Origin of the sequence: Mycobacterium sp. 29Ha, assembly GCF_032883055.1 — a bacterium.
In the GTDB taxonomy this organism is placed as follows: Bacteria; Actinomycetota; Actinomycetes; order Mycobacteriales; family Mycobacteriaceae; genus Mycobacterium; species Mycobacterium gallinarum.
Window position 1 is genome coordinate 43,928 of the sequence record NZ_JAMQTI010000021.1, and the last position, 18,930, is coordinate 62,857.

Annotated in this window: 20 protein-coding genes; 7 read left to right on the forward strand and 13 right to left on the reverse strand. The window is 68.0% G+C overall.

All coding sequences use genetic code 11. From position 1 onward, the window contains the following. Positions 1 to 120 precede the first annotated feature (120 nt). The gene (locus tag M1248_RS23970) at positions 121 to 1,044 is read left to right on the forward strand and encodes a TauD/TfdA family dioxygenase (RefSeq protein ID WP_317149931.1); all 924 of its coding nucleotides are present in this window, start codon (positions 121 to 123) and stop codon (positions 1,042 to 1,044) included. A 1-nt stretch (position 1,045) separates the two neighbouring features. Here M1248_RS23970 and M1248_RS23975 read toward each other — a convergent pair whose 3' ends face one another. Continuing rightward, positions 1,046 to 1,354 carry a hypothetical protein gene (locus M1248_RS23975; RefSeq protein ID WP_163727916.1) on the reverse strand — a complete coding sequence of 103 codons (309 nt, stop codon included), beginning with the start codon at positions 1,352 to 1,354 and terminating at the stop codon, positions 1,046 to 1,048. Between the two features lie 139 nt (positions 1,355 to 1,493). Between M1248_RS23975 and cobG the strand changes: the two genes are divergently transcribed. The 4 genes from cobG to M1248_RS23995 are packed head-to-tail and all read left to right on the forward strand — an operon-like array spanning position 1,494 to position 5,808. Continuing rightward, a complete protein-coding gene (gene cobG / locus M1248_RS23980) occupies positions 1,494 to 2,621 on the forward strand; it encodes a precorrin-3B synthase (RefSeq protein ID WP_317149932.1) in 1,128 nt (375 codons plus the stop codon). A 9-nt stretch (positions 2,622 to 2,630) separates the two neighbouring features. Further along, positions 2,631 to 3,257 (forward strand): precorrin-8X methylmutase, encoded by a 627-nt coding sequence (locus tag M1248_RS23985; protein ID WP_163727910.1) that lies wholly within the window; start codon positions 2,631 to 2,633, stop codon positions 3,255 to 3,257. Continuing rightward, a complete protein-coding gene (locus M1248_RS23990) occupies positions 3,254 to 4,735 on the forward strand; it encodes a precorrin-2 C(20)-methyltransferase (RefSeq protein ID WP_163727907.1) in 1,482 nt (493 codons plus the stop codon). The genes M1248_RS23985 and M1248_RS23990 overlap by 4 nt, the downstream gene beginning before the upstream one ends. Positions 4,736 to 4,740: 5 nt before the next feature. Further along, a complete protein-coding gene (locus M1248_RS23995) occupies positions 4,741 to 5,808 on the forward strand; it encodes an aminoglycoside phosphotransferase family protein (RefSeq protein ID WP_317149933.1) in 1,068 nt (355 codons plus the stop codon). On the opposite strand, the gene M1248_RS24000 is transcribed toward M1248_RS23995, so the two are convergent. From M1248_RS24000 to M1248_RS24015, 4 genes are read right to left on the reverse strand one after another with little or no spacing between them, the layout of a single operon-like run. Beyond that, positions 5,786 to 6,517, reverse strand: a complete 732-nt coding sequence (locus M1248_RS24000) for a cobalt-precorrin-6A reductase (protein ID WP_317149934.1) — start codon at positions 6,515 to 6,517, stop codon at positions 5,786 to 5,788. The two genes, M1248_RS23995 and M1248_RS24000, sit on opposite strands and share 23 nt — an antisense overlap. After that, on the reverse strand, positions 6,517 to 7,272 hold the full coding sequence (gene cobM, locus M1248_RS24005; protein ID WP_163727898.1) for a precorrin-4 C(11)-methyltransferase: 756 nt from the start codon (positions 7,270 to 7,272) through the stop codon (positions 6,517 to 6,519). The genes M1248_RS24000 and cobM overlap by 1 nt, the downstream gene beginning before the upstream one ends. After that, positions 7,269 to 8,447: a precorrin-6y C5,15-methyltransferase (decarboxylating) subunit CbiE gene (gene cbiE / locus M1248_RS24010; protein ID WP_163727895.1), complete on the reverse strand. Its 1,179-nt coding sequence runs from the start codon at positions 8,445 to 8,447 to the stop codon at positions 7,269 to 7,271. The genes cobM and cbiE overlap by 4 nt, the downstream gene beginning before the upstream one ends. Further along, on the reverse strand, positions 8,444 to 9,196 hold the full coding sequence (locus M1248_RS24015; RefSeq protein WP_317149935.1) for an SDR family NAD(P)-dependent oxidoreductase: 753 nt from the start codon (positions 9,194 to 9,196) through the stop codon (positions 8,444 to 8,446). Before M1248_RS24015 ends, cbiE begins: the two co-directional genes overlap by 4 nt. A 35-nt stretch (positions 9,197 to 9,231) precedes the next feature. Here M1248_RS24015 and M1248_RS24020 point away from each other — a divergent pair, with 35 nt between their 5' ends. Beyond that, the gene (locus tag M1248_RS24020; RefSeq protein WP_163727890.1) at positions 9,232 to 9,657 is read left to right on the forward strand and encodes a F420-dependent biliverdin reductase; all 426 of its coding nucleotides are present in this window, start codon (positions 9,232 to 9,234) and stop codon (positions 9,655 to 9,657) included. Here M1248_RS24020 and M1248_RS24025 read toward each other — a convergent pair. After that, positions 9,654 to 10,790, reverse strand: a complete 1,137-nt coding sequence (locus tag M1248_RS24025) for a Xaa-Pro peptidase family protein (protein ID WP_317149936.1) — start codon at positions 10,788 to 10,790, stop codon at positions 9,654 to 9,656. The genes M1248_RS24020 and M1248_RS24025 overlap by 4 nt on opposite strands. A gap of 5 nt (positions 10,791 to 10,795) precedes the next feature. Then, entirely contained in the window at positions 10,796 to 10,969 is a 174-nt protein-coding gene (locus M1248_RS24030) for a VOC family protein (protein ID WP_232076097.1), read from the reverse strand. A 23-nt stretch (positions 10,970 to 10,992) separates the two neighbouring features. On the opposite strand from M1248_RS24030, the gene M1248_RS24035 reads away from it, so the two are divergent. Next, positions 10,993 to 11,964 (forward strand): 5'-3' exonuclease, encoded by a 972-nt coding sequence (locus tag M1248_RS24035; protein ID WP_317149937.1) that lies wholly within the window; start codon positions 10,993 to 10,995, stop codon positions 11,962 to 11,964. On the opposite strand, the gene M1248_RS24040 is transcribed toward M1248_RS24035, so the two are convergent. From M1248_RS24040 to M1248_RS24065, 6 genes are read right to left on the reverse strand one after another with little or no spacing between them, the layout of a single operon-like run. Further along, positions 11,965 to 12,822, reverse strand: a complete 858-nt coding sequence (locus M1248_RS24040; protein WP_317149938.1) for a DUF4333 domain-containing protein — start codon at positions 12,820 to 12,822, stop codon at positions 11,965 to 11,967. Positions 12,823 to 12,859: 37 nt separating this feature from the next. Then, positions 12,860 to 15,649: an RNA helicase gene (locus M1248_RS24045; protein WP_317149939.1), complete on the reverse strand. Its 2,790-nt coding sequence runs from the start codon at positions 15,647 to 15,649 to the stop codon at positions 12,860 to 12,862. Next, positions 15,633 to 16,583, reverse strand: a complete 951-nt coding sequence (gene tatC, locus M1248_RS24050; protein WP_317149940.1) for a twin-arginine translocase subunit TatC — start codon at positions 16,581 to 16,583, stop codon at positions 15,633 to 15,635. The genes M1248_RS24045 and tatC overlap by 17 nt, the downstream gene beginning before the upstream one ends. 50 nt (positions 16,584 to 16,633) lie before the next feature. Then, positions 16,634 to 16,915 carry a Sec-independent protein translocase subunit TatA gene (tatA, locus tag M1248_RS24055; RefSeq protein WP_317149941.1) on the reverse strand — a complete coding sequence of 94 codons (282 nt, stop codon included), beginning with the start codon at positions 16,913 to 16,915 and terminating at the stop codon, positions 16,634 to 16,636. 29 nt (positions 16,916 to 16,944) lie between these two features. Continuing rightward, the gene (locus M1248_RS24060) at positions 16,945 to 17,913 is read right to left on the reverse strand and encodes a YafY family protein (protein WP_317149942.1); all 969 of its coding nucleotides are present in this window, start codon (positions 17,911 to 17,913) and stop codon (positions 16,945 to 16,947) included. Beyond that, positions 17,910 to 18,914, reverse strand: coding sequence for a YafY family protein (locus M1248_RS24065; RefSeq protein ID WP_317149943.1), 1,005 nt, complete (start codon positions 18,912 to 18,914; stop codon positions 17,910 to 17,912). The genes M1248_RS24060 and M1248_RS24065 overlap by 4 nt, the downstream gene beginning before the upstream one ends. Positions 18,915 to 18,930 lie beyond the last annotated feature (16 nt).

Genomic DNA, 18,930 nt, shown 5'->3' on the forward strand with positions numbered 1-18,930 from the left:
CCGCGCGCGAGCAAAACCAAACGAGAACCGCATTCGATTCGTGGTGATGAAAACACTTGTCGGCACGGCGCCGAAACGCCAGCGTGTGCTGGGTTCGTTCGACGGTGGGAGGTAGGCCCGATGACTTCGACTCTGCGGGTGGTGAAGCTCAGTGCGAATATCGGCGCGCGCATCGACGGTATCGACCTCAGCGCGGATGTGGATCAGGAAAGTGCCTCGAAAATCAACACCGCGCTGCTCGAACACAAGGTGGTCTTCTTTCGCGATCAGCACCGGCTCGACGACGACGGTCAACTCGCTCTGGCGGCCAAGCTGGGTACGCCGACGACCGCTCACCCGACGGTGACCTCCCGCGGCTCTCGATTGCTTCCCATCGACTCCCGCTACGACAAGGCCAACGCCTGGCACACCGATGTCACATTCGTCGATCGTGTTCCGAAAGCATCGCTGCTGCGCGCGATTTCGCTCCCCGAATACGGCGGTACCACCACGTGGGCCAACACGGAGACGGCCTACGAGCTGTTGCCGGAACCGCTTCGTGCCCTCGCTGACAATCTGTGGGCCGTGCACACCAACGACTACGACTATGCCGCCGAGGTCGACCGCAGGCTCGAGGCGGTGAGCGACGAGGTCCGCGAGTATCGCGACGAGTTCGTTTCCGACCACTACGAAACGGAGCATCCGGTGGTGCGCGTTCACCCGGAGACCGGGAAGCGCGTGCTGCTGCTCGGCCAGTTCGTCAAGCACTTTGTGGGCTTGGGGAAAACCGAGTCCGCGACATTATTCGGCCTGTTCCAGGCCCGGATCACCAAGCTGGAGAACACTATTCGCTGGAGCTGGCAACCCGGCGATCTGGCGATCTGGGACAACCGGGCCACTCAGCATTACGCGGTATCGGACTACGACGATCAGTACCGGCGGCTCAACCGGGTCACGCTGGCCGGCGACATCCCGGTCGACGTCTACGGCCAGCGCAGCCGCACCGTCGTCGGCGACGCGTCGGCGTACTCCGAGGTCGTCAGCCCGGTGCGGCTGGCCAGCTGAGTCACAGCCGGCCCATCTCCCGCGACATCAAGGCGTTCTCCAGGTAGAGGGAGCGCCGGGCTTGGTAACGCTGCGCAGGCGGTCGCGAGGAGTGGACCAGCCCACTCATCGCCTGAGACACCGACTTCATCGCGACCGACCAGCGGCTGGGCCGCACGTGTGGCATCGCTACCGCAGCCGCGGTGGCGAACAGCACCTGCTGTTCGGTGATCAGCGTCGTTCCCTCGGACGACGGCGCCGGAATCGCGACCGGCGACGGGACGACCGTCTTGCGGAAAGTCGGACGGGTAATCGTCGTCAGATCGATCATGGCTCTCTCCCACCGTGTGCGCCCGGGCTGCCCGGGCTCCTATCAGGGAAAACTACGAGCGGCGCGTCGAGAACACATGCGTAGGCGACTACCTCAGTCCGTGCTGAACACGCCAGCAACCCGGGCGTACCGTGAACTGATGGCCAGGACCCGCGATCAGGATGCCTGCCCGGGTGCGCTGCAGGTTCACCAGGCTGCGGACGGAGCGCTGGCCAGGGTGCGGCTTCCGGGCGGGATGATCACCGCGCAGCAGCTCGAATCGCTGGCGCTCGCGGCGACGCAGTGGGCGTCCCCGGCAATGGAACTGACCTCGCGCGGCAACGTCCAGATCCGCGCTGTCACCGACACCACCGCGGTCACCGAGGCGTTGGTGGCGTCGGGTCTGCTGCCCTCAGCGACCCACGAGCGGGTGCGCAACATCGTCGCCTCACCGCTGTCCGGTCGGGTCGGCGAAGATGCCGACATCCGTGCGATGGTCGCGGAACTCGACCATGCGATCCGGGGGCAGCCGGCGCTGGCGGGGCTGACCGGCAGATTCCTGTTCGGCATCGACGACGGACGCGGCGACATCAGCGGACTGGGAGTCGATGCCGGGGTCCAGATCATCGGTGATTCGGCGGCGCTGCTGCTGGCCGGCCGCGATACCGGCGTGCGGGTGCCGCCCGGCGACGCGGTCCGAACGCTCGTGACGGTGGCGGACCGGTTCGCCACCAGTCGCGGAACACACTGGCGCATCAGCGAGCTCGACGACACGGCGCAACTGCTGGCGGGATTCCCGTTGACCGCCGAACCCGGTGCGACGTGGCCCCCGGTGAGTCGGCCGCCGGTCGGCTGGATCGAGCAGAACGACGGGTGCGTCGCGCTGGGCGCCGCTGTTCCGCTGGGCGTCCTCAACGCCCGTGTCGCCGAGTACCTTGCGGCCATCAACGCGCCGATGGTGATCACGCCCTGGCGTTCGGTGCTCGTATTCGACCTCACCGAGGACGTCGCCGACGTTGCGCTGCGGGTACTGGCGCCCATGGGTCTGGTGTTCGACGAGAACTCGCCGTGGTTGTCGGTCAGTGCATGCACTGGCAGCCCGGGCTGTGAGCGCTCCGCTGCCGACGTCCGAGCCGACGCCGCCGCCGCCGTGGCCATGGCGATCGACGGGCCGGCGACCGGTCATCGGCACTTCGTCGGATGCGACCGTGCCTGCGGCAGCCCTGCGACAGGTGACGTGCTGGTCGCGACCGGAGACGGATACCGGCCGCGGGACACCCACCCGTAGGGTGATCGGGTGCTCGACTACATCCGTGACGCCGCCGAGATCTACCGGCAGTCGTTCGCGACCATTCGCGACGAGGCGGACCTGTCGCGGTTTCCCGATGACGTCGCCCGTGTCGTGGTCCGGCTGATCCACACCTGCGGGCAGGTCGATGTCGCCGATCATGTCGCCTACAGCGACGACGTCGTCGCGAAGGCCCACGCCGCACTCGTCGCCGGAGCCCCGGTGCTGTGCGACTCGTCGATGGTGGCCGCCGGCATCACCAAATCTCGGCTGCCGGCCGGAAACGACGTCGTCTCGCTTGTCGCCGACGAACGGGCGCCCGAGTTGGCCGAGCGACTCGGCAGCACGCGGTCCGCCGCGGGTGTGGATCTGTGGGCCGACCGGCTCGGTGGTGCGGTGGTCGCGATCGGCAACGCGCCGACCGCGCTGTTCCGTCTCCTGGAACTCCTCGACGACGGCGCCCCAACACCCGCCGCGGTACTGGGCGGACCGGTCGGGTTCGTCGGCTCCGCACAGTCCAAACAGGAGTTGATCCAGCGGCCCCGCGGAATGTCGTATCTGGTCGTGACAGGCCGCCGCGGAGGCAGCGCGATGGCCGCGGCCGCCGTGAATTCGATTGCGCAAGAACGCGAATGACTGAGAAGCGGGGAACTCTCTGGGGCGTAGGGCTCGGTCCCGGCGACCCTGAGCTGGTGACGGTCAAGGCGGCACGGGTCATCGGCGCGGCCGACGTCGTCGCGTACCACAGTGCCCGGCACGGGAAGAGCATTGCGCGTGGCATCGCCGAGCCTTATCTACGTGCCGGCCAGATCGAAGAGCACCTGGTGTACCCGGTGACCACCGAGACCACGGAACATCCCGGCGGCTACGCCGGGGCGATGGAGGATTTCTACCGTGAGTCCGCCGATCGGATCGCGGTACATCTCGAGGCGGGCCGCGACGTCGCCCTCCTCGCGGAGGGCGATCCGCTGTTCTACAGCTCCTATATGCACATGCACACCCGGCTGACCGAGCGGTTCGACGCGGTGATCGTCCCCGGCGTCACGTCGGTGAGCGCTGCGTCGGCGGCGACCGGCACTCCCCTCGTCCAGGGCGAGGAGGTGCTGACGATCCTGCCGGGGACCCTTCCGGTCGACGAACTCAAGCGCAGGCTGGCCGACACCGACGCGGCCGTCATCCTCAAGCTCGGCCGTTCGTATCCGGCAGTGCGCGAAGCGCTTTCGTCGGCGGGTCGCCTCGATGAGACCTTCTACGTGGAGCGCGCGAGCACACCGGCGCAACGAGTGCTGGCCGCCGCGGACGTCGACGAGACATCGGTTCCCTACTTCTCGCTGGCGATGCTGCCGGGAACCCCCCGGCCCGAGACGCAGCGCGGCAGCGTCGCGGTGGTCGGACTCGGGCCCGGCGACGTCGAGTGGATGACCCCGCAGAGCCGCCGCGAGCTCGCGCTGGCCACCGACCTCATCGGCTATGGCCCCTACCTGGACCGCGTCGGCACTCGCGACGGTCAGCGCCGCCACCCCAGCGACAACACCGATGAACCCGCGCGGGCCCGCTTAGCATGCACACTGGCCGAACAGGGCCGCGCCGTCGCGGTGGTGTCCTCGGGCGACCCTGGAGTGTTCGCGATGGCGACTGCGGTGCTCGAGGAGGCCAAGGAATGGCCCGGGGTGGCGGTGCGGGTCATCCCGGCGATGACTGCGGCGCAGGCGGTCGCGAGCCGGGTCGGGGCGCCGCTGGGCCACGACTACGCCGTCATCTCGCTGTCCGACCGGCTCAAGCCATGGGAGGTGATCGCGGCGCGACTGACCGCCGCTGCGACGGCCGACCTGGTGCTGGCCATCTACAACCCCGCATCCAAGAGCAGAACCTGGCAGGTCGGTGCGATGCGCGAGCTGCTGCTCGAACATCGTGACCCGGGTACGCCGGTGGTGATCGGCCGCGACGTCTCCGGTCCGAACGAAGAGGTGCGGGTGGTGCGGTTGGCCGATCTCGATCCCGCCGACGTCGACATGCGCACCCTGCTGATCGTCGGTTCGTCTCAGACGCAGTGGTACCTGAGCGACGAAGGGGACACCGTCTTCACGCCCCGGCGCTACCCACCTAGGATCTGACGACCATGGGCATTCCACACGGACCCGAAGATGTAACGGCGGCATGGCTGGGGTCGGTGCTCGACGCCGACGTGAGCGAGGTCGACGTCACCGCGATCGGTACCGGCCAGACCGGTGCCACGTATCGGGTTTCGGCGACGTATGCCACTCCGCAGGCGGGCCTGCCGAACTCGTTTGCGGTCAAGCTCTCCGCGCAAGACGATGCGGTCCGCGAACGGGTGGCGCTCGGCTACCGGTCGGAGGTCGAGTTCTACTCGCGGATCGCCGACCGGATGCGCATCCCGGTACCCCGGAGCTTTTACTGCGACATCTCCTCCGACGGCGCCGATGTCGTGCTGCTGCTCGGTGACATGGCGCCTGCGGTGCAGGGCGATCAGATCGCCGGCTGCACCGAACAGGAGGCCCGGCTGGCGGTGGAAGCGCTGGCCGGCCTGCACGGCCCGAGCTGGTGTGACCCGGAGTGGATGGATCTGGCCGCCATCGCCATGCCGAAACCCGGCGACGACGACGCCGCCAAGGGCCTCGGCGACATCTCGACGATGGCCGCCGACATCGTGCTCGACCGGCTCGGCGCGCGCATCAGCCCCGAGGATCAGGAAACCCTGGTCGCTTCGATGGCTTCCGTCACCACGTGGCTGAGGGCCGAGCCGAAACGGTTCGCACTCATGCACGGCGACTACCGGCTCGACAACATGTTGTTCGACCCGGACCGCACCCGCATCACCGTCGTCGACTGGCAGACCGTCGGAATCGGACTGCCGGGACGCGACCTCGCCTACTTCACCGGGACGAGCTTGGAACCGGCGTTGCGCGCCGACGTCGAGCGCGGCCTCGTCGAGACCTATCACCAAGCGTTGATCGGGTACGGGATAACGGATTACGACGCCGAAACCTGTTGGCGCGATTACCGTCTCGGCGCCGTACAGGTTCCGCTGCTCGTCGCCCTCGGTACCGCCTTCGCGGCCACCACCGACCGCGGCGACGACATGATGCTGGCCATGCTCAGCCGCGGCTGCCAGGCCATCCGCGAGCTGGAAACGCTCGAACTGATCAACTCCTACCAATCGTCCTGACCCACGCGACCGCGTCGTCGACCGTGGTCACCGTTCGAACGCCCGGCGGCAACGCCGGGCGCTCGACCATGACCACAGGGATGCTCAGCGCGGCCGCCGCGTCGAGCTTGGGTCGGGTCATCGCGCCGCCGCTGTTCTTGGTCACCAAGACGTCGATGCGGTGTTCACGCAACAATTCCAGCTCGCCCTCGTAGCGGTAGGGACCGCGCGACAACAGGATCCGATGGTGCGCCGGCAGCGCGGCCGCGTCCGGCGCGGTCACCGCGCGGATCAGGAACCAGGCATCGGCGTCTTTGAATGCGGCCGTCCCGGTGCGTCCCGTCGTCAGGAACACCCGCGAAAAGCCTTGTTCTGCAACCACTTCTGCGGCCTGAACATCAGACGTCACCATGATGGCATCAGCGGAGGGCCAGGCGGGCCGGGCCAGCAGCAGATGCGGCACGCCGAGCTCCCGGCACGCCGCGGCGGCATTGGCCGTGATGGTCGCCGCGAACGGATGGGTGGCGTCGACGACTGCGTCGACGACGTTTTCGCGTAACCAGTCTTGCAGCCCGTCGACACCGCCGAATCCGCCGATCCGCACCTGACCCGCCGGCAGCGCCGGGTCGGGCACCCGGCCGGCCAGGGAACTGATCACCTCGTCGTCAGGATGCAGCCGGGCCGCCAGCGCACGGGCCTCAGACGTACCGCCCAGCAACAGGATCCGCATCAATGCCGTTCCTGGCGGGCCCGACCGGCGGAGTAGAGGTAGCTGTCGGCGAAGCCTTCGGCGGCGAGCACCTCGCCGACGACGATGACCGCGGTCCGGGTGATCTCGGCGGAATGCATCTGCTCGGCGAGATGGGCGAGCGTGCACCGGACGATCTGTTGTTGAGGCCAACTGGCGAACGCCACGACGGCACATGGCGTTTCGGGCCGGTATCCGCCTGCCAGCAACTGCGGGACGATCGCATCGATCTGTGCGGCGGCGAGATGGAGAACCAGGGTGCCGCCGGAGGCCGACAGCGTCGCCAGATCCTCGCCCGGCGGCATCGCCGTCGACAGTGTCGCCACCCGGGTGAGCGTGACGGTCTGCGCCACTCCGGGGACGGTGAGCTCTCGTCCGAGTGCCGCAGCGGCCGCCGCGAAAGCTGGTACGCCGGGCACGATTTCGTAGTCGATGCCAAGTGCGTCGAGGCGGCGGCACTGCTCGGCGACCGCGCTGTAGATCGACGGGTCGCCGGAATGCAGCCGGGCCACATCATGACCCGCGGCGTTGGCGTCGGCGATCTCGGTGATGATCGCGTCCAACGCCAGGGGGCCGGTGTCGATCACCCTTGCGTCGGGTGGGCACAGTGCGAGCAGGTCCTCGGGCATGATCGAGCCGGCATAAAGGCAGACCGGGCAGCGATTGAGCAGCCGTTGGCCGCGCACGGTGATGAGATCGGCCGCGCCCGGGCCTGCCCCGATGAAGTACACGGTCATCGTTTGGTCACCGACCACTGCGTGATGGGCATCGCCGGCCGCCATCCGGTGAACCCGCCCAGCGGCTCGCCTCGTTGATACTCGAATCGGACAAGATGCCCGCCATATCGCGAATACCATTCGGCGACAACCGCTTCCGACTCAACCGTCACGGTGTTCACGACGAGGCGCCCGCCCACCGTCAGCCGGTCGTAGCACGCCTCGAGCAGGCCCGGCTGCGTCAGGCCCCCGCCGATGAAGATCGCGGCGGGCGGCGGCACGGAATCGAACGTGCCGGGTGCGTCGACCTGAACCTCGACGCGGGCGCCGAAGGCAATCGCGTTCTCGGTGATGCGCTTGCGTCGCCCTTCGTCGCGTTCGAATGCGACCGCATGACAGCCCGGTCCGCTGCGGCACCACTCGATCGCGATGCTTCCCGACCCGGCCCCGACGTCCCACAGCAGTTCGCCCGGCCTCGGTGCGAGCGCGGCCAGGGTCAACGCGCGCACCGGCTGTTTGGTGATCTGGCCGTCGTTGGCGTACGCCTCGTCGGGCATTATTGCGAACCGGCGCTCGTCGGGCAGGTATCGCACGGCGATCACGTTGAGATCGTCGACATCGCCCGGCGGGCGGGCGGCCCACTCACGTGCGGTGGCCGTACGGCGCCGCTCTGCAGGGCCGCCGAGCTGCTCGAGCACGGTGATCTCCGCGTCACCGCGCCCGGTGTCGGTGAGCAACCTTGCCAACGCCGCCGGGCTGGTGGAGTCCCGGGACAGCACGACGGCCTGCCCGCCGCGCCGTACCGCGGTGTGTGGCTCGCTGGTGACGAGGCTGATGATCTCGGTGTCCTGCACCGCCCACCCGACCCGCGAACATGCCAACGTCACCGACGACACGTGCGGCAGCACGACGACATTCTCGGCGCCGTGCAGCCGGATCAGCGAGGTGCCCACGCCGTGCAGCAGCGGGTCGCCGCTGGCCACCACGTGCACATCGCCGGTGGCCCCGTCGAGGATCGTGCGCAGCGCCGGCAACATCGGTGTCGGCCACGCCCGGCGCACAGCGGTGAGACTGCCGTCCAGCAGATCCAGCTGACGTCGTGACCCGTGAACGACTGTGGCCCGGGCCAATTCGGCCCGCGACGCCTGCGCCAGGCCAGACATGCCGTCGGCGCCGATTCCAACGACGATGATCATCTGGGCATCCTTCGCCACACGAACCGCGGCGTCATTCGGAAGGCGAACGCCAGTACTGCGATCGCCCCGGGAACCCACACCGTGGCGCGGCCCTTGCGCAGTGCCCGCACTACCGCGTCCGCTACCTGCTGCGGGGTGCTCGACAGCGGCGCCGGCTTCATTCCCTCGGTCATCCGTCCGATCACGAAACCTGGCCGCACCACCAGTAGCCGTACCCCGGATCCGTGCAGCGCGTCGGCCAGCCCGCTGCAGAAGCCTTCGAGTCCCGCTTTGGCGGAACCGTAGACGTAGTTGGCTCGCCGCACGCGGGCGCCCGCGATCGAGGAGAACGCCACGATGCGGCCGTAACCTGCGGCTGACATCGTGGCGGCCAGCACTGTCAAGAGGCTGGCCTGTGCGACGAAGTCGGTGTGCAGGATCGCCGCCGCATGCGCGGGGTCCCGCTCGGCGCGGGTCTGGTCGCCGAGAATCCCGAACGCGAGCACCGCGGTGTCGATCGGACCGAAGTCGGCGACGATCGAGTCGACGAGCGGGCGGTGCGTCGCCAGCGCGTCGGCATCGAACTCACGCACCGCCACCGCGGCGGCACCGGCTGCTCGCACCGCCGCGACCTGTTGATCGAGATCGCCGCAGCGGCGCGCCGCCAGCAGCACGGTCGATCCGGGCGCCAACCGTTTCGCCACCTCGAGTCCGATCTCGCTGCGTCCGCCGAAGATCACGACGAACTCGGTATCGGCCGTGTCATCCACGGTTGCGATTATGGCCTGCGCTAAGTTGGGCCCTGATGGCCCAGTCAAGTCGTCGGGCAACAACCCGACTCACGAACGACGCGATCGCGTTCCTCTCCGAACGCCACTTGGCCATGCTGGCCACGCTCCGGTCGGACAATTCGCCGCACGTGGTGGCCGTGGGCTTCACCTTCGATCCCAAGACGCACATCGCCCGGGTGATCACCTCGGGCGGCTCCCAAAAGGCGGTCAACGCCGAGAAGCAGGGTGTCGCGGTCCTGAGCCAGGTCGACGGCGCGCGATGGCTGTCCCTGGAAGGCAAGGCGACGGTCAACCCCGACCCGGACGCGGTGCGCGATGCCGAATTGCGGTACGCGCAGCGGTACCGAACACCACGGCCCAACCCCAAGCGCGTGGTGATCGAGGTCCGCGTCGAGCGAGTGCTGGGGTCCTCGGACCTGCTGGACCGCTCGCCCGACTAGCCCGCAGGCACGACGACCAGGTCGTGGGGGCGGTTGTTGACCGAGAGGGCGCCATCCGCCGTGACGATCACGATGTCCTCGATCCGTGCACCCCACTGGCCAGGGAAATAGATGCCGGGCTCGACGGAGAACGCCATGCCCTCCTCGAGGGGCAGATCGTTTCCCGCGACGATGTAGGGCTCCTCGTGCACCGACAACCCGATGCCGTGTCCGGTGCGGTGGACGAACGCGTCGGCCAGTCCTGCCGCGGCCAGCAGGTCGCGGGCGGTGGCGTCGACCTGCTCTGCGGTGACGCCGGGCCGCACCGCGTCGACCGCGGCCTGCTGGGCGCGCTGGAGAACGGCGTAGCGCCGCGCGACCTCCGGATCGGGCTCGCCGATGCTGTAGGTCCGGGTGGAGTCGGAGTTGTAGCCGGGCTCGTACGGACCGCCGATGTCCACGACGACGATGTCGCCGGCCCGCAGTTCACGGTCAGAGCATTCGTGGTGCGGATCGGCGCCATGCGGTCCGGAGCCGACGATGATGAACGCGACCTCCGAATGCCCCTCGGCGACAATCGCATCGGCGATATCGGCCGCCACGTCGGCTTCGGTGCGGCCGGGCACCAAGAACTCAGGGACGCGGGCGTGCACCCGGTCGATCGCCGCGCCTGCCTTGCGCAGTGCGTCGATCTCGGCGGGATCCTTGATCATTCGCAACCGGCGCAGCACGTCGGTGGCCAGCACGGGAACCACCCCGAGCACGTCGGCCAGCGGGAGGAGGTGCAAGGCGGGCATCGCGTCGGTCACCGCGACGGCTGCCGGCGCCCCACCGAGCGCGTCGGCCACCAATGCGTAGGGATCGTCGCCGTCCACCCAATCACGCACCACCACAGGCAATTCGGTCACCGCCGAGTCTCTCAGCGACGCCAGCTCCAGCCGCGGCACCACGACCGTGGCCTCGCCGGTCGTGGGCAGTACCAGCGCCGTCAGCCGTTCGAAGGTCTGCGCACGGGAGCCGACCAGATATCGCAGATCGTAGCCCGGCGTGATGACCAGGCCGGTCAGGCCCGCATCGGCTGCCGCGGCGGCGGCCACCCGCAGACGGTGTGCGTATACGTCGGTGTCGAATCGCGCAGTGCTGGTGGCGGGCATGACTTTCAGGCTAATCGACCCGATAGCTGGCGACCTCGATCAGGTTGCCGGCGGGATCCCGGCAGTAGTGTGACGTCATCGGCCCCTGCGCCCAGCACCCGCACATACCAGTCGACGGTCTGCTCGACGTCGCGGCAGTTGAGCACCACGTGGTCGATTCGGTCAACGGCGAAGGCCATACCCCACGCTACTGTTTGAAACCGTGTCCGCTCCCCTGGTCTTGCTCGACGGCGCCAGCATGTGGTTTCGCTCGTACTTCGGTGTGCCCTCGTCGATCACGGCGCCCGACGGGCGGCCGGTCAACGCGCTGCGCGGCTTCCTGGACGCCGTCGCGACGGTCATCACCCGTGAACGGCCGAGCCGCCTGGTGGTGTGCCGTGACGACGATTGGCGGCCGCAGTGGCGCGTCGACCTGATCCCGTCGTACAAGGCGCACCGGGTGGTCGAGGAGAACCCCGGCGACGAGCCTGACGTCGAGGAGGTGCCCGACGACCTGACACCGCAGGTCGACATGATCATGGAGATCCTGGACGCGTTCGGCATCGCGACAGCAGGCGCCCCGGAATGCGAGGCCGACGACATCCTGGGCACGCTGGCCATTCATGAGCGACGCGATCCGGTGGTCGTCGTCAGCGGTGATCGGGACCTCTTGCAGCTCGTGCGCGACGAGCCGGTGCCCGTCCGGGTGCTCTATCTGGGTCGCGGCCTGGCGAAGGCGTCCAAGTGGGGACCGGAAGAGGTGGCCGAGACCTATAAGGTGCCGGTCGAGCGGGCCGGTGCCGCCTACGCCGAACTCGCGATGATGCGCGGCGACCCGTCCGACGGTCTGCCCGGCATACCGGGTGTCGGGGACAAGACGGCGGCGACGCTACTGGCCCAGCACGGCTCGCTGGAGAACATTCTGGCCGCCGCACACGATCCAAAGTCCAAGATGTCCAAGGCATATCGGACGAAACTGCTGAACGCCATGGACTACATCGAGAAAGCCGGGCCGGTGGTGCGGGTGGCCAGCAACCTGGCCCCCGACGCCAAGCTCGATTGGTCGACGTCGTCCGACACCCTGCCGCTGGCCGCCGAACACCCGCGCAAGGTCGTCAAACTCGCCGAGCAGTACGGCGTCACGTCGTCGATCGCCCGACTGCAGAAGGCGCTCGACGAGTTGCCGAACCGCTAGTTACTTGGGGCGGCCGACCTCATAGGTGCCGCTGTCGTCCTGGAAGGTCACCGTCACCTGGCGCTTGGTTCCGTCGATGCTGACCTCGCAGTCGAAGGTGCCACCCTTCTCGACCGTCGGGTTCTGGCCGTCGTTGCACTTGACGTTGGACACGTTCTTGGCGCCGTAGCCATTGGCCTCATCGGTCAGCACCCGCTGTACACCGGTCTGCGCCGCATCGATATCGAGCTTGGTGGTGACGAAGAAACCGGGCTTCCAGAAGCCCATCACGAGCACCACGGCCACGATGACCGCCGCGAGCAGGCCGATCACACCGCCGATGACCGCCAGTGAGCGCTTCGACCCCTCCTCGGTGCCGGGCGCGCCGAACTGACCGGGCTGCCCGAACTGACCGGGCTGCTGACCGTACTGACCGGGCTGGCCGTACTGCGTCGGCTGCTGGCCGTACTGCCCGGGCTGGCCGTACTGCGTCGCGTACTGACTGGACGGGTCGTAGCCGGGCTGCTGACCGTACTGACCCTGCTGCGGGTAGGCCTGCTGGCCGTACTCGGTGGGCTGCTGGTACTCCTGCGGCGGCTGGTATGCCGGCTGCTGCGGGTACTGGCCGTAGTGCTGTTGCTGTGACGGGTCGTAGGCAGCAGCTTGCGGCTGTGACGGGTCGTACGCCGGCGGCTGCTGTTGTTGCGACGGGTCATACGCCGGCGGCTGCCACTGCGGCGCGGCCGTGGTCGGCTCGCTGGCCGCAGGCTGCTGCTGCCACTGGTTGGTCGGATCGCTTGCCGGCTGCTCCGCGGGCTGGTCCGGCTGCTGGCCGCCGGTCCAGTGCTGCGTCGGGTCAGATCCCTGCGGTCCGCTCATCTCACTCCTTGATCACCCGGTGCTTGCTTGCCACACCCTACCCCGCATCAACAGCTACGACGCCTCGCCGAACGTCGTTGATCGCGCGTTTCGCGGTCGCCCGCAGCGCTGGGTCGGGCGCTGCGTTACGCACCTGATCGAGTAGGTCCAGAACTTGGCGGCACCAGCGTACGAAATCACCTGCCGACAGCGGGGACCCGGTGCCGCCGGTGTCCGCTGCCGCCAGCGCCCTGGTGAGGTCGCCCGTGGAAGCCCAGCGATAAATGGCGGCGACGAATCCTTCGTCAGGTTCGCGGCTGTGACTGATCCGGTGGCGCTGTTCGTCGGCGCGCAGTTCGGTCCACAGCCTGCGGGTCTGATTCAGCGCGCGCCGCATCTTGCCGGTCGCGACGTCGGCACCGCCCGGTGCGGTCGGCGTGTCGCCCCGTGACTCGTAGAGCACCGCCGACAGCACCGCGGCCAGCTCCGCGGCGTCCAGACCCTCCCAGATGCCGCTGCGCAGGGATTCGGCGACCAGCAGATCGCTCTCGCTGTAGATCCGGGCCAGCACGCGGCCGTCGGCGGTGACCTTCGGGTCGGCCTCGCTCGCGCCGGCCTCGATGAAGCCCCGTTCGGTCAGCAGCGTCACGATCTTGTCGAACGTTCGCGCCAGTGAGTTCGTCGCCGCCGCGACCTTCTGCCGGATCTGTTCGTTGTCCCGCTCGACGCGCAGATACCGCTCGGCAAGCCGCGCCTTTTCCTCTCGATCGGCCAGTTGATGTGCGGGATGCCGGCGAACCTGCTCACGCAGCGACGCCAATTCGGGATCGACGTCGCGTTCGGCGGGCTCACCGCTGCGCTTGCGCTTGCCCGCCGGAGCGTCGAGTCCGGCGGCGGCCGACCGCAACGCCGAGGCGAGGTCGCGCCGCGCTCGGGGGTTGCGGTGTTCCACTCGCTTGGGCAGCGACATGGACCCCAGCGGTGCCGATGCCCCTGAGTAGTCCGCGGACGAGATCCGTCCGGCCCAGCGGTGTTCGGTCAGCACCAGCGGTCGTGGATCTTCGCTGTCCCGCGCAGGTTCCAGGACCACGGCCAGCCCGCCTCGCCTGCCCTGCGTGATGGTGATGATGTCACCGCGGCGCAGCGACTCCAGTGCGTCGTCGGCAGCCTTGCGCCGTTGCAGCCGTGACGCTCTGGACTGTGCCCGCTCGCGTTCGGAGATCTGCAGCCGCAACCGCACGTAGTTCAGAATCGGAATCTCTCGACCCTTGATCGGCTCACCGTCGGTCAGTTCGGCCGCGATCTCCTCGAGCATCTTCTCACCACGTTCGATGCCGCGCACCAAACCCACGACCGACCGGTCCGCCTGATATTGCGCAAACGAACTCTCCAGCAGCTTGTGTGCCTGTGCGGGGCCCATCTGGTGCACCAGGTTGATGGTCATGTTGTACGACGGCGCAAAGGAACTGCGCAGGGGGAAGGTACGGGTGGACGCGAGACCGGCGACCTCGGCGGGATCGACATCGGGAGTCCACAGCACCACCGCGTGGCCCTCCACGTCGATACCCCGGCGTCCGGCGCGGCCGGTCAATTGCGTGTACTCCCCCGGCGTCAACGGCATGTGCTGTTCGCCGTTGAACTTCACCAGACGTTCGAGCACCACTGTCCGCGCGGGCATGTTGATTCCCAAAGCCAGTGTCTCCGTAGCGAAAACAGCCTTTACCAGTCCTGCGACGAACAACTCCTCCACGGTGTGGCGGAACACCGGCAACATGCCGGCGTGGTGGGCCGCGAGGCCGCGCAGCAGCCCCTCGCGCCATTCGTGGTAGTCGAGAATGATCAGGTCGGCTTCGGGCAGGTCAGCGCACCGGCGGTCGATCACCTCGGCAATGCGGGCGCGTTCTTCGTTCGTCGTGAGCCGCAGCGACGAGCGCAGGCACTGCTTGACGGCGGCGTCGCACCCGGCCCGCGAGAAGATGAACGTGATCGCGGGGAGTAGGTTCTCCCGCTCCAGGGTGCCGATCACGTCGGGCCGGCTCGGGCCCCGGTAGATGCTCGGACGGTCACGATTGCGACCCCGGCCACGCGGCTGCCAATCGGCAAGCCGGTCGGCTTCAAGTCGATGTGAGATGTGACGTAACAACTCCGGATCGACCAGCAATTCGCGCCCAGGTCGACGGGATGCCTGCTTCGCGCCCGTCGCGCGATAGTCGAACAGGTCGAACACCCGCTTGCCGACCATGACGTGCTGCCACAGCGGGACGGGGCGGTGTTCGTCGACCACCACCGTGGTGTCGCCGCGCACCGTCTGGATCCAACCGCCGAACTCCTCGGCGTTGCTCACTGTCGCCGAAAGGCTCACCAGCAGAACGTCGTCCGGTAGATGCAGGATCACTTCCTCCCAGACCGCACCGCGCATCCGGTCGGCCAGGAAGTGCACCTCGTCCATCACGACGTGGGAAAGTCCATGTAGTGCAGGAGAATTCGCGTACAGCATGTTCCGAAGCACTTCGGTGGTCATCACCACGATGTCGGCGTCGCCGTTGATCGACTGGTCGCCGGTCAGCAGGCCGATCTTCTCGGCACCGTACCGGCGCGCCAGATCGTTGTGCTTCTGGTTGCTCAGCGCCTTGATGGGCGTGGTGTAGAAGCACTTCCGGCCCGCCGCCAGCGCCAGGTGGACGGCGAATTCCCCGACCACGGTCTTACCCGCACCCGTCGGCGCGCAGACCAGCACGCCGTGGCCGTTCTCCAGCGCCTCGCACGCGGTCCGCTGGAACGGGTCGAGACTGAACGGCAGCCCTTCGGTGAAGCCGGCCAGGAGGGGCCCGTCAGGTGGCGTCGTCATCGACCACGAGCCGCGAGGCCGTCGGCACGGCGGCGGGCGCGTCGATCTGCTCGACACCGCCGATGGGTGCGGCCTGTTCGTCGGGAATCTCTTCGAGGGCCTCGCGACGCGCCTTGCGTTTGTCGTGGAGGCGCGCGATCTGGATCGCGAACTCGAGCAGCACCGTGAGCGCCATTGCCAGTGCGAGCATCGAGAAGGGATCCGAGCCGGGCGTGAAGAACGCGGCGAACACGAAGAGCCCGAAGATCAGGCCGCGTCGCCACTTCTTGAGCTTCTCGTAGGGCAGGATTCCGACGAAGTTCAGCATGACGATCAGCAGCGGGAACTCGAAGCTGAAGCCGAACACCAGCAGCAGGTTGATCAGGAATCCGAAGTACTGGTCGCCGGACAGCGCCGTCACCTGGACGTCGTTGCCGACGGTCAACAGGAATCCGAGGGCGGTCGACAGCACCACGTAGGCCAGCACCGCTCCCGCGATGAACAGGATGGCGCCGATGGCGACGAACGCGACGGCGAAGCGCCGTTCCTTCTTGTACAAGCCAGGGGTGATGAACGCCCACAGGTGATACAGCCAGACGGGGCATGCCATCACGATCCCCGCCGTCAGCGAAACCTTCAGACGAAGCATGAACTGGTCGAACGGGGCGGTGGCGAGCAGTCGGCAGGCGCCGTCGGGCGCGATGGTCGCGCGGTCCGACGCGGGCAGTGCGCAGTAGGGTCCCCGCAGCCAGTCGCCCAGGCTGGGCAGCCCGAAGACACCGTGGGTGTACCAGAGGAAGCCGAGGATCGTCGTCACCACGATCGCGCAGACGGAGAGCAGTAGGCGCGTCCGCAGTTCGTGGAGATGCTCGACCAGCGACATCGTGCCGTCGGGGTTGACGCGCGAGCGACGCCGACGAGGATCGAGTTTCTTGAAGATTCCGGGGGTCTGCACGGCGATGCCTATGACGCGGCCTCAGGCCGCGTGCGGTTGATCTGCGTCGGTCAGGCCGGCCGTTGGTCCGGTGGCGCGGTCTCCGGGGCCGGCATAGCGGCGGAGTCGGCGCGTTCCGAGGCGATCGGGGTTGCAGCCGGAGCCGCCCGGCCGACGACATCCGAAGACGGCGTGTCCGGCTTGGAGTCGGACTGCATCTCCTTGATCTCGGACTTGAAGATGCGCATCGATTTGCCGAGCGAACGCGCCGCGTCCGGGAGCTTCTTGGCACCGAAGAGCAGGACGAACACGGCGATGACGATCAGCCAATGCCAGGGTTGTAGACCACCCAATTTGGTTACCTCCAGACGACAACGACAGTCTACCCGGCGTCCGCGTAGGCGCTCAGCGCCGCGGCGGCGGATTCCCGAACCCGGTCGGCCAGCGACTGGGGTTCGGAGACCCGCACCGCCGAACCGAAGCCGAGCACAAACCGGGTCATCCAGTCCTCGGAGGCGTAGGTCATCGCGGCCTCACATGCGCCGTCGGGCAGTTCGCGGATCTCCCGCAGCGGGTAGTAGTCGAACATCCAGGACGCCGATCGCTCGATCAGCAGCGTGGCCGACGGCAGCGATGGGTCGGCGTCGAACAGCGACGTGTCGGGTCCGGCCTGCACGGCGGGCGGTGGCGGCGCCGACGGTTCGTCGAGCACGCGCGCGTCGACGATGCGGTCGAAGCGGAACAGCCGGACACCCTCGGCCGAGCGGCACCACGCCTCCAGGTAGCTGTGGTCGGCGACCAGGACGACGCGGATAGGGTCGACGATGCGACTGGACAGCACATCGTGCGATGCCGAGTAGTACTCGATCGCGAGCGCGCGTCCGTCGCGCGTCGCTGCCCGCACTGCGGCGGCCGCCTCACTCTCGATGGGAGCAGGCTCGTCGACGGCCGCCACTGGCGTACCTTCGCCGTGCCCGACCACACCCGCGGCCGATTCGATCTTCGCGATGGCGCTGCGGGCGGCCTCGGGATCCACCATGCCGGGCACATCGGCGAGCGCACGCAACGCCACCAGGACGCCCGTCGCCTCGGGCGATGTCAGCCGAAGTGGATGATCGATACCGGCGCTGAATGTGACTTCGATTGTGTCGCCGGAGAATTCAAAGTCGATCAGGTCGCCCGGCCCGTAACCGGGCAGCCCGCACATCCATAATTGGTTCAGGTCGTCACGCAATTGCTTGACGCTGACGCCGAGGTCGGATGCCGCTTCGGCGTAGGTGATCCGCGGATTGGCCTGGAAATACGGGACCATGTTCAGCAGCCGCACCAGCCGCGTCGAAATGGCGGTCATGCGCGCACCTCGTTCGCCTGTTCTGCTTGGGCACGCAGCCGGTTCATCACGTCGGCCCGCAGCGCTTCGGGTTCCAGGGCGACCGCGTCGGGCCCGTAGCTCGCGACCTCTCGGGCCAATCGGTCGATCATCCCGATGTCCAGCTGGATCTCCTCACCGGTCCGGCCGCCGATGGTGCGCGGTCCGATGACCGTGGCGCGGCGTCGTAACGCGGTGGCGCGCCCGTCTGCGACCCATACCTTCGCCTCACCGGCCGCGGGCCACTCGCCCACCGCACGTTCGACGGTTTCGCGCAGATCGACCCCCTGGGGCCGCTTCACCGCACCTTGCGGGCCGATCGGCGTCACCTCGGCGCCGATGCGGGACAGCCGGAACGTGCGCGTGTCGTCACGGTCGCGATCGTGTCCCACCAGGTACCAACGTCCCCTGTTGGTGATGACGCCCCATGGCTCGACGGTTCGCGTGACGTAAGGGTCGCTGCGGGTAGGCCGGTGTGGGAACTGCACTGCCTGCCCGGAATCGATGGCGGACAACAGGATTCCCAGCACCTCTTCCGAACCGCGCATGCTCGGCAACGCTCCGGTCGAGGTGATCGCGATAGCGACGTCGTCGGCCTCGATGTCGGTACCCGCGGCCCTCAGCTTGAGCAGCGCGCCCTGCGTCGCGGTGATGAGCTCCGGAGACTCCCACAGCTGCGTGGCCACGGCGACGGCCGCGGCCTCGTCGGCGGTCAACTCGACGGCGGGCAACGCGTACGCCTCGCGGTTGATGCGATACCCCTCGGTGGGATCGAACTGCGATACCCGGCCCGTCTCCAACGGGATGCCCAGATCGCGCAGTTCGTTCTTGTCGCGTTCGAACATGCGGGAGAACGCCTCGTCGCTCGCGCTGTCGGAGTAACCGGACACCGTCTCGCGGATTCGCTCGGCGGTGATGAAGGTGCGTGTCGACAGCAAGGCGATGACGAGGTTCATCAACCGTTCGACTTTGGAAATCGCCACTCGTATGAGCTTAGGG

Bases quoted from the DNA above. Each gene is read 5' to 3' on its own strand.
- cbiE (WP_163727895.1), bottom strand. From the start codon at position 8,447: ATGATCATCGTCGTTGGAATCGGCGCCGACGGCATGTCTGGCCTGGCG.
- M1248_RS24000 (WP_317149934.1), bottom strand. From the start codon at position 6,517: ATGCGGATCCTGTTGCTGGGCGGTACGTCTGAGGCCCGTGCGCTGGCG.
- M1248_RS23990 (WP_163727907.1), top strand. From the start codon at position 3,254: ATGACTGAGAAGCGGGGAACTCTCTGGGGCGTAGGGCTCGGTCCCGGC.
- M1248_RS24020 (WP_163727890.1), top strand. From the start codon at position 9,232: ATGGCCCAGTCAAGTCGTCGGGCAACAACCCGACTCACGAACGACGCG.
- M1248_RS23975 (WP_163727916.1), bottom strand. From the start codon at position 1,354: ATGATCGATCTGACGACGATTACCCGTCCGACTTTCCGCAAGACGGTC.
- M1248_RS24025 (WP_317149936.1), bottom strand. From the start codon at position 10,790: ATGCCCGCCACCAGCACTGCGCGATTCGACACCGACGTATACGCACAC.
- M1248_RS24045 (WP_317149939.1), bottom strand. From the start codon at position 15,649: ATGACGACGCCACCTGACGGGCCCCTCCTGGCCGGCTTCACCGAAGGG.
- M1248_RS23970 (WP_317149931.1), top strand. From the start codon at position 121: ATGACTTCGACTCTGCGGGTGGTGAAGCTCAGTGCGAATATCGGCGCG.
- M1248_RS24040 (WP_317149938.1), bottom strand. From the start codon at position 12,822: ATGAGCGGACCGCAGGGATCTGACCCGACGCAGCACTGGACCGGCGGC.
- cobM (WP_163727898.1), bottom strand. From the start codon at position 7,272: ATGACCGTGTACTTCATCGGGGCAGGCCCGGGCGCGGCCGATCTCATC.
- M1248_RS24060 (WP_317149942.1), bottom strand. From the start codon at position 17,913: ATGACCGCCATTTCGACGCGGCTGGTGCGGCTGCTGAACATGGTCCCG.
- M1248_RS23995 (WP_317149933.1), top strand. From the start codon at position 4,741: ATGGGCATTCCACACGGACCCGAAGATGTAACGGCGGCATGGCTGGGG.
- cobG (WP_317149932.1), top strand. From the start codon at position 1,494: ATGGCCAGGACCCGCGATCAGGATGCCTGCCCGGGTGCGCTGCAGGTT.
- M1248_RS24030 (WP_232076097.1), bottom strand. From the start codon at position 10,969: ATGGCCTTCGCCGTTGACCGAATCGACCACGTGGTGCTCAACTGCCGC.